We start from the raw sequence: 15,232 nt of genomic DNA on the forward strand, positions 1-15,232 counted from the left end.
TTCACTGATCGGAGGCGTCGGACTTGTCGACGCCGTCCCAGACGTTCGCGTACCAGGGGCGGTCGGCCGCCCCCAGGTCGGCTCGGGACTGCCGGGCCGCGTTCGGGTCGACGACGATGAAGCCCGTCTCGCCCGGCAGGACGTAGTGCAGCCGCTGCCGGATCTGCTGCTGGGCGTACGCGTCGTCCTGCCAGCGTGCCTTGAGGTCCCGCAGCTGCTCCACCCGCTGCCGGGCCTGCTCCTTCTCCCGCTGGAGATCGGCGATCTCGGCGCGCTGGGAGACGTACTGCCTTATGGGATACGCGAGCGCCACGACCAGTGTGCACAGGACGAGGGCCAGCAGCGCGGCCCGGCCGGTCAGCCGGGAGCGGCGGGCCTGCCGTTTGGTCTGGGAGCGGTAGACACGGGCCGCGGTCTGCTCGCCGAGCAGCCTGATCCTGGTCGTGGTGGAGAAACGGTCCCGGTCCTTGACGGCCATCTCTCACTCCCGTTCTCACACGCGCGTACGTCCCCGCACACGGTACGGGACCGGTACGGGGACGTACGTACGACTGGCTACGGATTGACCCGGTGGGGGTCAGCCCTTGCTGTGCCTACTGGTTCGCAGAGCGAAACCGCGGGAAGGCCGAACGGCCCGCGTACACCGCGGCGTCGTCGAGGATCTCCTCGATGCGCAGCAGCTGGTTGTACTTGGCGACGCGGTCCGAGCGGGCCGGGGCGCCGGTCTTGATCTGGCCGCAGTTCACCGCGACGGCGAGGTCGGCGATGGTGACGTCCTCGGTCTCGCCGGAGCGGTGGGACATCATGCACTTGAAGCCGTTGCGCTGGGCGAGCTCGACGGCGTCCAGGGTCTCGGTGAGGGAACCGATCTGGTTGACCTTGACGAGCAGGGCGTTGGCGGAGCCCTCCTCGATGCCGCGGGCCAGGCGCTCGGGGTTGGTGACGAAGAGGTCGTCGCCGACGATCTGGACCTTGTCGCCCAGCTTCTCGGTGATGGCGTTCCAGCCGGCCCAGTCGTCCTCGTACAGCGGGTCCTCGATGGAGACGAGCGGGTACGACGCGACGAGCTCGGCGTAGTACTCCGTCATCTCGGCGGCGGAGCGCTCCTTGCCCTCGAAGGTGTAGACGCCGTCCTTGTAGAACTCGGAGGCGGCGACGTCGAGCGCCAGGGCGATCTGCTCGCCGGGGGTGTAACCGGCCTCCTTGATGGCCTCGAGGATGAGGTCGAGGGCGGCGCGGTTGGACTCCAGGTTCGGGGCGAAGCCGCCCTCGTCGCCGAGGCCGGTGGACAGGCCCTTGGTCTTCAGCACCTTCTTGAGGGTGTGGTAGACCTCGGCGCCCCAGCGCAGGGCCTCGGAGAAGGACTCCGCGCCGATCGGGGCGATCATGAACTCCTGGATGTCCACGTTGGAGTCGGCGTGCGAGCCGCCGTTCAGGATGTTCATCATCGGAACGGGCAGCAGGTGCGCGTTCGGGCCGCCCAGGTAGCGGAAGAGCGGGAGGTCGCTGGCCTCGGAGGCGGCGTGGGCGACGGCGAGGGAGACGCCGAGGATGGCGTTGGCGCCGAGGGAGCCCTTGTTGTCGGTGGCGTCCAGGTCGAACATCGCCTGGTCGATCAGGCGCTGCTCGGTGGCGTCGTAGCCGACGAGCTCCGGGCCGATCTGCTCGATGACCGCGAGGACGGCCTTCTCGACGCCCTTGCCCATGTAGCGGTTGGGGTCACCGTCGCGGAGCTCGATGGCTTCGAAGGCGCCCGTGGAGGCGCCGGAGGGGACGGCGGCACGACCCGTGCTGCCGTCGTCGAGGCCGACCTCGACCTCGACCGTGGGATTGCCTCGGGAGTCCAGGATTTCCCGGGCTACGACGACGTCGATGGACGGCACGAGCATCTCCTTCTGGGATGTGACGCGGTTGCGCGGGCCGCGGGGCCCGTGGTGCACGGAGCCACCGTCGGCTCCGCGAGACGAGCCTAACCGGCCCGGGGCGTTCGGCCATGCGGTCGCCCACCCCTTGGGCAGAACCGAGAGTAAATTGTTTCCGAACGGAACAAAGAGCTCCCTGGGACGCCGCATGAAAAAGCCCCGCCCCGGTGCGTACGGGGGAACACGCACCGGAGCGGGGAGCCCGTGGGGACGGGGGGACCCTCACGAGGCCTTCATCTTGAAGGACACGGATATGAGGGTCCTGTGGTTCAGCTGTCCTCTTACTTCAGGTGCAGCTCTTACTTCAGGTGCAGCTGCTGACCCGGGTAGATGAGGTCGGCCTGGTCGACGATGTCCTTGTTCAGCTCGAACAGCTTCGCCCAGCCGCCCTTGACGTCGTGCTTCTCGGCGATCGAGCTGAGGGTGTCGCCCTTGACGACCTTGTACTCGCCGTCGCCCTTCTTGACCTTCTTGCCGGTCGGCGTGGTGACGGTCTTCTTGGCCTTGGCCGCCGGGCGCTCGGAGGAGCGGGAGGCCGGCTGCTCGGAGGAGCGGCTCTCGGTGCTCTGGCCGGAGCCGGAGTTGGACGAACCGGTGGAGCCGCCGTTGTAGGAGGCGCCGGACAGGTTCTTGCCGCAGACCGGCCAGGCACCCTTGCCCTGGCCCGCGAGGACCTTCTCGGCGATCTCGATCTGCTGCGCCTTGGAGGCCTGGTTGGCCTGCGCGGCGTACTGGGTGCCGCCGTACGCGGCCCAGGTGGAGGCGGAGAACTGCACGCCGCCGTAGTAGCCGTTGCCGGTGTTGATGGTCCAGTCACCGCCGGACTCGCACTGGGCGACGGCGTCCCACTCGGAAGCGGTGGCGGCGGAGGCGGTGCCGGACGCCATCAGCGGGGCGGCGACAGCGGCGCCGGTGACACCGGCGATGGCGATGGCCCGAGTGGCCTTGGACGGACGGCGGTGCTTGCCCTTGCCGGAAAACAGCATGGAAGGATCCCCTCACCGACGCCTGCGAGGTGAGCTGTCGGGTTCGGGCCGGTTGAGTTGCCCGGCCGCGCACCTCTCGGTGCACGGCTTCACCCCAAGCCGGTTCCGGCGTCAACCGCCGGGTCCGGCACTTACCTTGGGTCCCCCGCTCCTGCCTACGGCGCTTGACGCGACGACTGTTCCCGTGCGGCCACTGGCAGGATTCGGCGTTGCGGCAGACGGGGCTCGGGTTGCCGAGCGGTGATGACCGTAGACACGCGATCGGCGGAATTTCAAAGACGATCAGGGCTTCTGAGACTCATCCCACACTTTCGCCAATCCGGACATTACGACGCGAAGTGTGACGTGAACTCCCGTTGCTTTTCGCCCTATTCGGTACCAAGTCCGAGGGTCTGACCGGGCACGATGCGGCTCGGGTCGGTGCCGATGGCCGCCTTGTTCTCCTCGTAGAGCGCGCGCCACCCGCCCTGGAGGTCCAGGGAGTCGGCGATGGACGCGAGCGTGTCCCCGGGGCGCACGATGTACGAGTCGTCGCGGGCGGCGTGCCGGCCGGCGGAGGCGGCGGTGTCGGCACCCTCGCCCGCACCCTCGTCGGCGCTGCCGCCGCGGTGCTTGCCGCCGCTGAGGGTGTCTCCGGTGGACGTGCCGCCGAGGGCTCCGATGTCGACGAGGGCCGAAGAGCCGCCCTCGCGCCAGGAATTGTCCGACTCGTCCTGCTTCGGTGCACCTGTGGAGGGGCTGTCCGACCGCTGTGAGCCGCCCCGCGGAGTGGAATCGGCGGTGGGGTCGGTGGTGGGATCGGTGGATGTGCCGGACTTGGCCGGGTTGTCCGACGGAGTGCCGGACGGCGAGGGCGACGACGCGTCCGATCCGGAGTCCGCGGACGAACCGGCCGACGACTCGGAGGAGTCGGTCAGACCGGAGCCGGCGCCGGAGTCACCGGAGCCCGTGCCGTCGGACACACCCGTGTCGACGTCGGCCGCCTTGGAGTCCTGACTGAGCCCGTTGAGCAGACCGCAGGTGGACCAGTAGCCGACGCCCTGGTCCGCGAGGATCTTCTCGGCGACGGTGATCTGCTGGTTCCGGCTGGCCTGGTCGGGCCGCTCGGCGAAGTCGAGCCCGCCGTGTTTGTCCCAGTCCTCCTGGGCGATGTTCAGCCCGCCGTACTGATCCGCGCCCTGGTGGCTCCAGGCGCCTTCGGTCTCGCAGTTGGCGACCTGGTCCCACGTGGTCCCGGTGGCCGCGCTCGCGCCGGTGGCCCCGAGGAGCGGAATGGCGATGGCGGAACCGGTCACCCCGGCCGCGACGAGGATGGCCGGAGCCTGGCGGGGGCGACGGTGACGACCGTTCCCGGAGAGCATGCGGAGACCTTTCACGAGACGACGGTGGCCGGCGCGGAGCGTACTGCTCGGCGCCGCGCTGATCCGTGAACGTATCGGCAGTCGAACACTTGTCACAAGTTAATGCCGCGTAGATCACGTGAAAGTCACAGACTTGAGGGCGTGTCACCTTTACGCAGGTGAGAGCGGTCGACCACGGGGCGTGAACGCGGCGCTCAGCGGGGGGCGAACTGCACGGGGAGGGTGCGCAGTCCACGCATGATGAGGCCGCCGCGCCAGCGCAAATCGGTCGGATCCGCCGCCAGTTGCAGGTCGGGAAGGCGGGTGAGGAGGGTGGCGAGCGCGGTCTGGCCCTCCAGTCGGGCGAGGGGCGCGCCGAGGCAGTAGTGGATGCCGTGGCCGTATCCGAGGTGTTGGTTGTCACGCCGGCCGAGATCGAGCACGTCCGGGTCCGCGAACCGCTCCGGATCCCGGTCCGCCGCGGCCAGGACGACGAGGACGGGGTCGCCGGCCGCGATGTCCTGCCCGCCGATGCTCAGCGGGCGGGTCGCGAACCGCCAGGTGGCCATCTCCACGGGACCGTCGTAGCGCAGGAGTTCCTCGACGCCGGTCTCCAGCAGGCCGCGGTCGCCCCCGGCGAGCGACTTCTGCAGGCGGGCCCGCTGCTCGGGGTGGGTCAGGAGGGCGTAGGTGCCGTTGCCGATCAGGTTGACGGTGGTCTCGAAACCCGCGAAGAGCAGGATGAAGGCCATGGCGGCGGCCTCGTTCTCGGTGAGGTGCTCGCCGTGGTCGGAGGCCCGGATGAGACCCGAGATGAGGTCCTCGCCGGGGGTGGGTTCGTCGGGCAGGGCCTCTCGCTTGCGGTGGATCAGGTCGGCGAGGTAGCCGCGCATCTTCTTCACCGACCGGGCCACACCGCCGCGGGGGCCGCCCTGGTGACGGATCATCATCCCCGCCCAGTCCCGGAAGTCGTCCTGGTCCTCGCGGGGGACGCCGAGCAGGTCGCAGATCGCGTAGATGGGGAGCGGGAAGGCGAACTCGTGGATGAGGTCGGCGCTCCCCTTGTCCGCGAACCCGTCGATGAGCTGATCGGTGAGTTCCTGGACGCGCGGCGCGAACTCCGCGACCCGGCGCGGTGTGAACGCCTTCGACACCAGCCTGCGCAGCCGGGTGTGGTCCGGCGGGTCGATGTTCAGCAGATGCGTCATCAGCTCCGCCTTGCGCTCCCCGGGGATACCGGTCTTCCCCTTGGCGTGCGCCGGCTCGTCGTGATGCGCCGGGTTCTTGGACAGCCGCGGATCGGCCAGCGCCTGCTTGGCATCGCCGTAGCGGGTGACCAACCAGGCCTCCACCCCGCTGGGAAGACGCGTCCGCTGCACCGGCGCGTGCTCACGGAGCCAGGCGTACGCCGGGTAGGGGTCGCCGGCGAACTCCCAGGTGAAGAGTTCGGGTGCGGGGCTGAGAGGGATGGGCTGGTCGGTCACTCCTTGACGGTATCCGGGCGGGGGCGGTCATGGCGGGGTGGGGACGAGGACGGTCATGGCGGGGTGGGGACGAGGACGGTCATGGCGGGGTGGGGACCGGGGCGCTACCGCCCGGTGCCGGCCGCGAGGCCCTCGGCCGCGCGTACGGCGTCCCGGTAGGCGCGGGCCGCCGCGCGCAGGGCCGCCTCGGGGTCCACGCCGGCCGCCTCGGCGTGGATCGCGAGGGTCAGGAGGTCGTAGCCGACGCCGTCGCCTGTGGGGAGGGGGACGTCGAGGCCGGCCGTGCGGACGCGGGAGGCGAGCTTCGCGGCGAGGGCGAGGCCCGGCTGGCCCAGGGGTATGCCGTCGGTGACCGATTCACGTCGCTTCTCGACGGCCTTGGTGCGCAGCCAGTGTTCCTTGACCTCTTCGGGGGTGGTGGCGGTCTCGTCGCCGAAGACGTGCGGGTGACGGTGGATGAGTTTGGTGACGATGCCGCCGGCGACGTCGTCGACGGAGAAGGGGGTGTCGGGGTGCTCCTCAGCGATCCTCGCGTGGAAGACGACCTGGAGGAGGACGTCGCCGAGTTCCTCGCGGAGTTCGTCGCGGTCGCCGTCCTCGATGGCCTCGACGAGTTCGTACGCCTCCTCGATGCCGTACTTGGCGAGGCCCTCGTGGGTCTGCCGGGAGGACCACGGGCACTCGGCGCGGATGCGGTCCATCACCTGGACGAGGTCGAGGAGCCGGGCGCCGGGCAGGTCGTAGGAGGCGGGCAGCAGCTCCAGCTCGGGCATGGTCACGCGTCCGGAGCCCGCGAGGCGTGCCAGTCCGTCGGTGAGGGCCGGTTCGCCCTCGCCGGTCGCCACGACGACCACGGTGCCGCCGTCGGCGCAGGCGGCTACCAGTTCCTCGGCGGTCGGTGCCGTCTCGTCGACGCCTATGCCCGCCTCGCGCAGATACGGCAGCTGCGGGTGCGCGCCGTCCGCGCAGAGCACGCGGTCGGCGGCGTGCAGTGCCTGCCAGGCGGGCCAGGAGAGCAGTCCGGGCGCGACGCGGTGGCTGGTGGTGAGCAGGACGATGCGGCCGGGGCCGGAGGCGGCTTCGGGACTGGTTGCGTTCACACCTCGAAGCTAACGCACGGCGCCGACGGCACCGCGAGTTGTCCACAGGCACAGGTGTCCACAGGCACAGGTGTCCACAGGCGCCGTTGTCCACAGGCCGGGGCCCTCCACGGACAGGGCGCGTGTGCCCGCCGTACCGTTACGCCACCTCGCGGCGGTGCCTCAGGCCGTCTGTCCGGTCTCCGGCGCCGTCACCTCGCGCAGCCACGGCATCTTCGTGTCGGCGCGGCTGCTCTTCTGGGCGTCCCAGGTGCCGTAGCGCGGGTTGAGGTCGACGCCGAGGTCCTTGGAGGCCTTGGCGAGTGCGTTCCAGAAGGCGGGGTCGCCGGTGTCGGTGCCGACCTTGGCGGCGAGCTTCTGGGCCTCCAGCTGGAAGCGGAGGTTGTCGTCGAGGCGCTCGGGGGCGATGCCGTACTGCTGGAGCCAGGCGGTCTCCAGTGCCTTGGCGCCACCCGTCTGCTGTTCCAGGCCGGCGCGCATCTGCTGGACCTCGTAGCGGCTGACGGTCACGCCCGCTTCCTGCGCGGCGCGGTGCACCACCTGGTCGAGGACCATGTTGTGCAGGGTGTCCCGGGTGAGGGTGCCGGTCCCGGCGACGGCCTGTGCGTACTGCGCCTCGTCCGCCACCGCGGCCCGCTGCGCCTCGCGGACCTCGTTCACCCGGTTCTCCAGCTGGGCGACGGTGATCCGCTGGCCGCCGACGACGGCCGCCGCGCCGGGGTGCGCGTCGTTTCCGCAGGCGGTGAGGAGGGGGGCCGCGGCGATCGCGGCGGAGAGGAGGAGCGCGGTGCGACGGCGGCGGTGCAAGGAAGCCTCCCGAGGAGATTGTGCGGCGGTGCACAAGGTCTTGCGGTGATCGATGGTAGGCAGTGGGCAAGCTCTGGCCAACCCATTCGACCAACGATTCACCAGGACTTCGGGCACCGACGCGGATCCCGTGCGCATCCCGTGCCGCGCCGGGCGGGACGGCGGGTTCCCTAGCCGCGCACCTGGCCGAGCCATTCCAGGGTCCGGCGGACCTCCATGGCGAGCGGGTGGCCGGGGCCGTGCAGGCGCTCCGCGTCGTGCAGCAGGCGGGCCAGGGTGTCGTGGGCGGCGGCGCGGTCGCCGAGGGCGAGCAGGAGGTGGCCGATGCGGCGGCGGACGTCGTGGGCGAGTTCGGGGTCGCCTGCCACGTACTGGTTCTCGTAGTACGGCAGCAGCGCGCGGTACTCGGCGAGCGCGGCCGCCGGTTCGCCGAGCTGCTCCAGGCACTGGGCGGCCTCGAAGCGGAAGCGGAGGGAGCGGGGGTCGGCGTGGCCCGCCTCGGCGGCGCGTTCGGTGGCGAGGGCGCGCAGGACGGGCAGCGCGCGACGGTACTGGCCGTCGTCCATGAGGGTGGCCGCGTACTGCTTGCGCAGGGTGCGGACGACCGGGGAGTTCTCGCCGTGCTGCTGGGCGGCGACCGGGAGGATCGCGCCGAGGATGTCGACGGCCTGGGTGATCCGGCCCTCGCCGAGGAGGCGCTTGACCTCGTCGACGGCGCGGGCGACGTCCGTCTTCTCGGCGGGCGGCGCGACCGGGGCGGCGGGGGCGGGCTGCGGCGCGGGCGTCCGCGCGCGGTCGGGCCAGGGGGCGTGCGGGCTCAGGAACGGGCGCGTGGGGTCCAGGGGCGCTCCGGTGGGTCTCCCGCGCGCGGGCAGCAGCGGCGTGAGGTCCTCGTACACGTCCTGCGCGGAGGCGGGCCGGTGCTGCGGGTCCTTGGCGAGCAGCCGCAGGACCAGCGCTTCGAGCGGCTCGGGCACCTCGGGGCGGATGCGGCGAACGGGCAGCGGGGGCTCGTACAGGTGCCGGTGCAGCACGCCGAGCGCCGTCGATCCGGCGAACGGCACGTCACCGCTGAGGAGTTCGTGCAGCACCACACCGAGCGCGTACAGGTCGGTGTACGGGCCGACCGCGCCCCCCATGGCCTGTTCGGGGGCCATGTAGGCGGGCGAGCCGATGGGGGTGCCGGTGTGGGTGAGGCGGGTGGTGTCGGCGTCCATGACGGAGGCGACGCCGAGGTCGAGGACGGTGACCGTGCCGTCCTGCTTCACCATCACATTGCGCGGCTTGAGGTCGCGGTGGACGATCGGCACGGCGTGCACGGCGCTCAGCACGGCGCACAGTTGCGCGGCGACGGCGACGGCCCACTGCCAGGGGTACGGGCCGTGTTCGGCGAGATGGTCGGAGAGGTCGGCGCCGTCGACGTACTGCATGACGAGGAACAGTTCCTCGTCCTCGCTGCCCGCGTCGTGCACGGTGACCAGGCCCGGGTGGTCGACCTGTGCGGTGACCCGGCACTCGCGCACGAAGCGCCGGCGCAGTTCGTCCGCCTCCTGGCCCGCCACCTTGTCGGGGCGCAGCAGCTTCACCGCGACGCGCCGGTCCAGCCGCTGGTCGTACGCCGTCCAGACCTGGCCCATGCCGCCCTGGCCGATGAGGGTGGACAGTTCGTAGCGGTCGGCGACGACGCGTCCTGCCGTCGCGGTCACCTTCCGCCCTCGGGGTTGCCGTGGGGACGGCCGTCGTGGTTGCGCAGGTAGTCACTGAGCTCGTCGAGCTCGGCGCGCACCTCGTCGATACGCGCGGGCGCGGGGCGCTGCGGAGGCGGGGTGTACGGCGCCCCGGAGGTCTGCGGGAGGGCCGTCGCGGTGTACGGCGTCGGCGGCGCGGGCTGCGGATAGCCGTACGCCGGAGCCGTCCGCGGCGGATAGCCGCCGTGGCGGAGCCGGTGGAAGTGGCGGATGTCCGCCGCGAGGTAGTACGCGATCCCGGCGACGAGCGTGCCCAGCAGCAGGACCATGCCCGTCCAGCCGCCCACGGTGTGGACGTCCTCGCCGGGCTCGGTGCCGATCAGCACGAGCGCGAGGATGTCGGCGACGAGCGCGGCCACGAACAGGCCCCAGTCGAGCGGCTTGCGCGTGACGATCGCCAGGCGCAGCAGCATCGTCCAGGCCAGGAGCCCGACACTGAAGATCGCGATCACCACGAACAGCACGCGCAGGAAGACCAGCCACCCCATGTGGGGCGGCTGCTTCACCGGCTGCGTGTAGCCGTGGCCATGCATGACAGCTCCTGGTGTCCGAGGTGCGCGCGTACGGGCGCGGCCGACGTCGGGCAACGCCGGTCGCGCGATTGTCGCTTCGAGCGTATAGGCCGACACCTGCGAGCGGTCCTGGGTTGTACCGAACCGTTGTCGACCTGATCACGTCACCCGGCGGGGCAGGTCGGCGGAGGCCGCATCCGCACGTTCGGCTCGGCCTTCACGCCCCGCACTGCCTCAGCATGATCTGCCGGTCGGGGGCGGTCACCGGTAGGTCGTACTTGACGGCGACCTGGGCGAAACGGATCGCGTAGGCGCAGCGGATGCGTTTGTTCGGGGGGAGCCAGGAGGCGGGGCCGGAGTCGCCCTTGGAGGAGTTGGCGCGGCCTTCGGCCGGGATGAGGTTCAGGGGGTCGTTGGCCAGTTGCTCGCGTTTGGTCTCCGACCAGCGGGCGGAGCCCATCTGCCAGCTGTAGGAGAGCGGCACGACGTGGTCGATCTGCACCTCGGTGGCCTTCTGTTTGCGCCACTGGATGACGGTGCCGGTGTAGGGGTCGTTGAGGGTCATGGAGACGACCACGCAGTCGGAGCCGGAGCGGAAGCGCACGTCCCGGCCGTCGCGCTGGAGGAGGTCGTTGCGGGTGTCGCAGCCGTTGCGGGACAGCGGGACGCCTTCGGCGGTGTCCATCCAGGCGTAGCCGAACTCGTCGCGGTCGTAGCCCGTCTTGGGGCCGCGTCCCTTGGTGCGGACCGTCTCGATGAGCTTGCGGGCCGTGGCCTCGTCGGTCTCGCTCGTCACGGGGGCGAGGCCGGGCTTGACTCCGTCCGGGTTCTGGAGCGGGCTGACGGCGTGGCCGTCCGCCGCGGGGGCCGCCGCGCCGCTCTCCGGTGACGAACCGTCGGTGCCGGCGGTGTCGCCGGCGTCGAGGCCTTCGCATCCGGAGACGAGGGCCATGGCCGCGCACAGAGCCAGCCCGGTCATGACGGCGGACGCCGTCCCACCCTTGCGACGCGCCATGGTGCGTCCCTCCCCTTGCCCTGCCGGTTACCGCTGGTCCCACGGTAGCGGCCGAGAGGTCCAGACCACATCGGTCCTTAAATGGGCATTGCGGGCATGTCGGGCGTATGGTCGATGGCGAGTCACCTGCGGAAGGAGCTCTGGATGGGCATCTTCGACAAGATCAAGAGCCAGATGAAGGGCGACCGGGCGAAGGACATGTCCGATGTCGCGGAACGCAAGGCCAACGAGAAGACGGGCAACAAGTACGAGAGCCAGGTCGACGACGGGCAACAGCGGATCGAAGACCGGCTCGGCATGGATCGCGACAGGCCCGAACAGCCGTAAGGCCCTGGACTCACCGAGGCCGTCCGCGGAGACACAGCTCCCGCGGACGGCCTCACCCTCACCCTCACCCTTGCCTTGCCTTGCCTTGCCTTCCTACGACCCCAGGATCGACGTCAGGAACTCCCCGACCCAGCCGAGCAGTTCCCGCCCGACCAGCGGCTTCCCGCCCACCTTCGCGGTCTTGGGGCGCGGCACCAGCACCTGGTGGGCGGCCGGCTTGATGACGGTTCCCGGGTACAGGCGCTTGACCCTGAGTTCCTGGGACTCGCGCAACTCCACCGGCGCGAAGCGGATGTTGGTGCCCTGCAACACGATCTCGCCGACCCCGCACGCGCGTGCCAGCATGCGCAGACCCGCCACCAGCAGCAGGTTCTCCACCGGCTCGGGCAACTTGCCGTAACGGTCGACGAGTTCCTCGCGTACGGCCTTGACGTCGTCCTCGGTGTTCACCGAGGCGATGGCCCGGTAGGCCTGGAGCCTGAGCCGCTCGCCGGGCGCGTAGTCGTGCGGGACGTGCGCGTCGACCGGGAGCTCGATCTTGACCTCCAGCGGCGGCTCCTCCTCCACACCGCCCTCCAGGGAGGCCCGGTAGTCCGCGACGGCCTCGCCGACCATGCGGACGTACAGGTCGAAGCCGACGCCCGCGATATGGCCGGACTGCTCGCCGCCCAGCAGGTTGCCGGCGCCGCGGATCTCCAGGTCCTTCATCGCCACGTACATGCCCGCGCCCATCTCGGTGTGCTGGGCGATGGTCGCCAGGCGCTCGTGGGCGGTCTCCGTCAGCGGCTTCTCCGGCGGGTACAGGAAGTAGGCGTAACCGCGCTCGCGGCCACGGCCCACCCGGCCGCGCAGCTGGTGCAGCTGGGAGAGGCCGAAGTTGTCGCCGCGCTCCACGATCAGGGTGTTGGCGTTGGAGATGTCGATGCCGGACTCGACGATCGTGGTGGAGACGAGCACGTCGAACTTCTTCTCCCAGAAGTCGACGACGACCTGTTCCAGGGACTGTTCCGACATCTGGCCGTGGGCCGTCGCGATGCGCGCCTCGGGGACGATCTCCCGCAGCCTGGCCGCCGCCCGGTCGATCGACTCGACGCGGTTGTGGATGTAGAAGACCTGGCCCTCGCGCAGCAGTTCACGGCGGATGGCCGCGCCGATCTGCCGCTCCTCGTAGGGCCCGACGAAGGTGAGCACCGGGTGGCGCTCCTCCGGGGGCGTGGTGATCGTCGACATCTCGCGGATGCCGGTGACCGCCATCTCCAGGGTGCGCGGGATCGGGGTGGCGGACATGGTCAGAACGTCGACGTTGGCGCGGAGCTTCTTCAGCTGCTCCTTGTGCTCGACGCCGAAGCGCTGCTCCTCGTCGACGATGACCAGGCCCAGGTCCTTGAACTTGGTCTCGGAGGAGAACAGGCGGTGGGTGCCGATGACGATGTCCACGGAGCCCTCGCGCAGGCCCTCCAGGACGGCCTTGGCCTCGGTGTCGCTCTGGAAGCGGGAGAGCGCCTTCACACTGACGGGGAACTGCGAGTAGCGCTCGGAGAACGTCCCGAAGTGCTGCTGCACCAGCAGCGTGGTGGGCACCAGCACCGCCACCTGCTTGCCGTCCTGGACCGCCTTGAAGGCGGCCCGGACGGCGATCTCCGTCTTGCCGTAGCCGACGTCGCCGCAGACCAGGCGGTCCATCGGGACCGACTTCTCCATGTCCTCCTTGACCTCGGCGATGGTGGTGAGCTGGTCGGGCGTCTCCGCGTAGGGAAAGGCGTCCTCCAGCTCGCGCTGCCAGGGGGTGTCGGAACCGAAGGCGTGGCCGGGCGCCGCCATCCGCGCGCTGTACAGCTTGATCAGGTCGGCGGCGATCTCCTTGACGGCCTTCTTCGCACGGGCCTTGGTCTTGGTCCAGTCGGCGCCGCCGAGGCGGTGCAGGGTGGGGGCCTCGCCGCCGACGTACTTGGTGATCTGCTCCAGCTGGTCGGTGGGGATGTAGAGGCGGTCGCCGGGCTGGCCGCGCTTGGCGGGGGCGTACTCGACGACCAGGTACTCGCGGGTCGCGCCCTGCACGGTGCGCTGCACCATCTCGATGTAGCGGCCCACGCCGTGCTGCTCGTGGACGATGTAGTCGCCCGCCTCCAGGGTGAGCGGGTCGATGGTCTTGCGGCGGCGGGCGGGCATGCGGGCGCCGTCCTTGCCGGCGGCCTTCTGCCCGGAGAGGTCCGTCTCGGTGAGGACGGCGATTCTCAGCTTCGGGTCCACGAAGCCGAAGTCGATCGAGCCGCACGCCACGTGCACGACGGACGGGGAGATCGTGGCCAGCTCGGCGTCCAGGCGGGCCGCGATGCCCTCGGCGCCGAGGACCTCGACGGTACGGGCGGCCGGGCCGTGGGCCTCGGTGACGTAGACCGCGCGCCAGCCGTCGGCGAGCCAGCCCTTGGTGTCGGCCAGTGCCCTGGCCGTGTCGCCGCGGTAGGTCTCCGGCGCGTGCATGCCGAGCTTGAGGGTGTCCCCCGTCGCGTCCCCCGTCGTGTCGGCGGCGGAGGTCTCCGTCAGTTCGAGGTCGGCCGCGAACGGCGACACCGACCACCACATCATCTCCAGCTCGCGCGCCCGCTCCCGGACGTCCGCGATGGACCGCAGGGAGGCCGCGCCGACGTCGATCGGCGCCTCGCCGCCGCCGGCGGTGGCCGCCCAGGACGCCTGGAGGAACTCCTGGCTGGTGGCCACGAGGTCGGAGGCGCGCGTGCGCACCCGCTCCGGATCGCAGACGACGGCCATGGCGCCCTTGGGCAGGACGTCGATCAGCAGCTCCATGTCGTCGACCAGGACGGGAGCCAGGGACTCCATGCCTTCCACGGCGATCCCCTCGGCGATCTTGCCGAGCAGTTCGCCGAGCTCCGGGTGCTGTTCGGCGAGGGCACGCGCGCGTGAGCGGACGTCGTCGGTCAGCAGCAGCTCGCGGCAGGGCGGCGCCCACAGGCCGTGCTCGGCGACCTCCAGGGAGCGCTGGTCGGCGACCTTGAAGTAGCGGATCTCCTCCACGTCGTCGCCCCAGAACTCCACGCGCAGGGGGTGTTCCTCAGTGGGCGGGAAGACGTCGAGGATGCCTCCTCGTACGGCGAACTCGCCGCGCTTCTCCACGAGCTCCACGCGCGCGTACGCGGCGGCGGCGAGGGCTTCGACGACCTCGTTCAGATCCGCGGTCTGCCCGCTCCTCAGAGCCACCGGCTCCAGGTCGCCCAGGCCCTTGACCTGCGGCTGAAGCACCGAGCGGACGGGGGCGACGACGACGGAGACGGGGCCCGTCTCGGGGTCGTCGGGGCGGGGGTGGGCCAGTCGGCGCAGGACGGCGAGGCGGCGGCCGACGGTGTCGCTGCGGGGGCTGAGGCGCTCGTGCGGGAGGGTCTCCCAGGACGGGTACTCCACCACGCCCGCCGGGGGCAGGAGCGAGCGCAGGGCCGCGGCCAGGTCCTCGGCCTCGCGGCCCGTCGCCGTCACCGCGAGCACCGGCCGGCCGGTTTCGCGGGCCAGGGCGGCGACCGCGAAGGGGCGGGCCGCGGGCGGGCCCACCAGGTCGATGTGCATGCGGTTGCCGTCTGCGGCCGCCTTGATCGCTTCCACGAGGGCGGTGTCCTTGACGACGGCGTCGAGCAGACCGTGCAGGCTCATTCTGGGGCGGCTTTCGTCGAGGTGGGCAACGCGAATCGCCCGACGCGCGCGGCGGCCGGGGGCATGTCGTCCAGCGTACGACGACGCCGACGTCGAGGTGGCTGTCCCTGGGGGCTGCCGCCCCCAGACCCCCGCTTCGGCCCTTAAGGGGCCTCGTCCTCAAACGCCGGACGGGCTGGGGTGCCCTGGACCGGCGTTGAGATGCGCCCGCTGAGATACCCACCCGAAACAGCCGCGCTACCACACACCACCCCCACAACACCTCCCACCCCCGGTCGCCCGCTCCTGATCTCCGCAGACGACCCTGGTGGCACGCGCCCGCCCCGACCCA

Annotated in this window: 12 protein-coding genes and 1 riboswitch; of the genes, 1 reads left to right on the plus strand and 11 read right to left on the minus strand. The window is 71.0% G+C overall.

Annotated features, from left to right (window positions below; all coding sequences use genetic code 11):
- Window position 1: 1 nt before the first annotated feature.
- The 10 genes from SLINC_RS18465 to SLINC_RS18510 form a co-directional block, all read right to left on the minus strand.
- Entirely contained in the window at window positions 2-478 is a 477-nt protein-coding gene (locus tag SLINC_RS18465) for an FtsB family cell division protein (protein WP_067434011.1), read from the minus strand.
- 115 nt (window positions 479-593) lie between these two features.
- A complete protein-coding gene (eno, locus tag SLINC_RS18470) occupies window positions 594-1,889 on the minus strand; it encodes a phosphopyruvate hydratase (RefSeq protein WP_067434015.1) in 1,296 nt (431 codons plus the stop codon).
- A 332-nt stretch (window positions 1,890-2,221) separates the two neighbouring features.
- Complete coding sequence (locus tag SLINC_RS18475; protein WP_067434019.1) at window positions 2,222-2,908, minus strand: LysM peptidoglycan-binding domain-containing protein; 687 nt, start codon at window positions 2,906-2,908, stop codon at window positions 2,222-2,224.
- A gap of 4 nt (window positions 2,909-2,912) precedes the next feature.
- Window positions 2,913-3,081: riboswitch (cyclic di-AMP (ydaO/yuaA leader) on the minus strand.
- A gap of 195 nt (window positions 3,082-3,276) precedes the next feature.
- A complete protein-coding gene (locus SLINC_RS18480; protein ID WP_067434022.1) occupies window positions 3,277-4,269 on the minus strand; it encodes a LysM peptidoglycan-binding domain-containing protein in 993 nt (330 codons plus the stop codon).
- 194 nt (window positions 4,270-4,463) lie between these two features.
- Complete coding sequence (locus SLINC_RS18485) at window positions 4,464-5,732, minus strand: cytochrome P450 family protein (protein ID WP_067434025.1); 1,269 nt, start codon at window positions 5,730-5,732, stop codon at window positions 4,464-4,466.
- Window positions 5,733-5,836: 104 nt separating this feature from the next.
- Window positions 5,837-6,832: a nucleoside triphosphate pyrophosphohydrolase gene (locus SLINC_RS18490; RefSeq protein WP_067434028.1), complete on the minus strand. Its 996-nt coding sequence runs from the start codon at window positions 6,830-6,832 to the stop codon at window positions 5,837-5,839.
- 162 nt (window positions 6,833-6,994) lie between these two features.
- Window positions 6,995-7,639 (minus strand): SurA N-terminal domain-containing protein, encoded by a 645-nt coding sequence (locus SLINC_RS18495; RefSeq protein ID WP_067434031.1) that lies wholly within the window; start codon window positions 7,637-7,639, stop codon window positions 6,995-6,997.
- A 170-nt stretch (window positions 7,640-7,809) separates the two neighbouring features.
- Window positions 7,810-9,303 (minus strand): serine/threonine-protein kinase, encoded by a 1,494-nt coding sequence (locus SLINC_RS18500; RefSeq protein WP_257785203.1) that lies wholly within the window; start codon window positions 9,301-9,303, stop codon window positions 7,810-7,812.
- A 38-nt stretch (window positions 9,304-9,341) separates the two neighbouring features.
- Window positions 9,342-9,920: a hypothetical protein gene (locus tag SLINC_RS18505; protein WP_067434037.1), complete on the minus strand. Its 579-nt coding sequence runs from the start codon at window positions 9,918-9,920 to the stop codon at window positions 9,342-9,344.
- 196 nt (window positions 9,921-10,116) lie between these two features.
- Complete coding sequence (locus tag SLINC_RS18510) at window positions 10,117-10,914, minus strand: HNH endonuclease family protein (protein WP_067434040.1); 798 nt, start codon at window positions 10,912-10,914, stop codon at window positions 10,117-10,119.
- A gap of 144 nt (window positions 10,915-11,058) precedes the next feature.
- Between SLINC_RS18510 and SLINC_RS18515 the strand changes: the two genes are divergently transcribed.
- The gene (locus SLINC_RS18515) at window positions 11,059-11,241 is read left to right on the plus strand and encodes an antitoxin (RefSeq protein WP_067434043.1); all 183 of its coding nucleotides are present in this window, start codon (window positions 11,059-11,061) and stop codon (window positions 11,239-11,241) included.
- 93 nt (window positions 11,242-11,334) lie between these two features.
- Here the strand turns inward: SLINC_RS18515 and mfd are convergent, their stop codons facing one another.
- Window positions 11,335-14,901 (minus strand): transcription-repair coupling factor, encoded by a 3,567-nt coding sequence (mfd, locus tag SLINC_RS18520; protein ID WP_067434046.1) that lies wholly within the window; start codon window positions 14,899-14,901, stop codon window positions 11,335-11,337.
- Between the last annotated feature and the right edge of the window lie 331 nt (window positions 14,902-15,232).

The sequence above is a fragment of the Streptomyces lincolnensis genome, assembly GCF_001685355.1.
GTDB lineage: Bacteria > Actinomycetota > Actinomycetes > Streptomycetales > Streptomycetaceae > Streptomyces > Streptomyces lincolnensis.

Excerpts from the sequence above, each read along its gene's own strand:
- SLINC_RS18465 (WP_067434011.1), bottom strand. The coding sequence starts at position 478 with ATGGCCGTCAAGGACCGGGACCGTTTCTCCACCACGACCAGGATCAGG.
- eno (WP_067434015.1), bottom strand. The coding sequence starts at position 1,889 with ATGCTCGTGCCGTCCATCGACGTCGTCGTAGCCCGGGAAATCCTGGAC.
- SLINC_RS18475 (WP_067434019.1), bottom strand. The coding sequence starts at position 2,908 with ATGCTGTTTTCCGGCAAGGGCAAGCACCGCCGTCCGTCCAAGGCCACT.
- SLINC_RS18480 (WP_067434022.1), bottom strand. The coding sequence starts at position 4,269 with ATGCTCTCCGGGAACGGTCGTCACCGTCGCCCCCGCCAGGCTCCGGCC.
- SLINC_RS18505 (WP_067434037.1), bottom strand. The coding sequence starts at position 9,920 with ATGCATGGCCACGGCTACACGCAGCCGGTGAAGCAGCCGCCCCACATG.
- SLINC_RS18510 (WP_067434040.1), bottom strand. The coding sequence starts at position 10,914 with ATGGCGCGTCGCAAGGGTGGGACGGCGTCCGCCGTCATGACCGGGCTG.
- SLINC_RS18515 (WP_067434043.1), top strand. The coding sequence starts at position 11,059 with ATGGGCATCTTCGACAAGATCAAGAGCCAGATGAAGGGCGACCGGGCG.
- mfd (WP_067434046.1), bottom strand. The coding sequence starts at position 14,901 with ATGAGCCTGCACGGTCTGCTCGACGCCGTCGTCAAGGACACCGCCCTC.